Source organism: Vibrio caribbeanicus ATCC BAA-2122, assembly GCF_000165125.1.
GTDB classification, from domain to species: Bacteria; Pseudomonadota; Gammaproteobacteria; order Enterobacterales; family Vibrionaceae; genus Vibrio; species Vibrio caribbeanicus.
In genome coordinates this window covers 1-405 of the sequence record NZ_AEIU01000001.1, presented here as the reverse complement: position 1 = coordinate 405, position 405 = coordinate 1, and the positions used below count along the sequence as shown (strand labels likewise).

Below are 405 nucleotides of genomic sequence, written 5' to 3'. Positions count from 1 at the left end.
CATTTCTGTTACCTGTAATGACAGAGATATCGGCACCACCTTCAACCATCAAGGTAACACCTATCTGGTTGTTGGCAATGAGAGCATTAAAGACCAAGCCCTGCTCGATACACTGGAACAAGGTCAAATCCGTTTTTGTACCTCTCATGTGACTAATATGGATGGCCTCTTCAAAGGAAGGGAGTACTTTAATGCCGATATTAGTGACTGGGACACCTCCAAGGTTACAAATATGGGACGAATATTTTCAGGTGCCACTAGCTTTAACCAACCCATCGGTAATTGGGATACTTCCGAGGTATCGGATATGGAAGGAATGTTTGAAGGTGCCGTCAGCTTTAACCAACCCATCGGTGACTGGGACACCTCCAACGTCGGTTCCAATTTGTGGTACTCTCAAGAAAT

General features: G+C 44.9%; 1 protein-coding gene. It reads left to right on the top strand.

The genetic code is table 11. From position 1 onward, the window contains the following. Positions 1-405: BspA family leucine-rich repeat surface protein (locus RH40_RS00005; RefSeq protein ID WP_039953869.1), on the top strand; the 405-nt coding region annotated here is incomplete at both ends.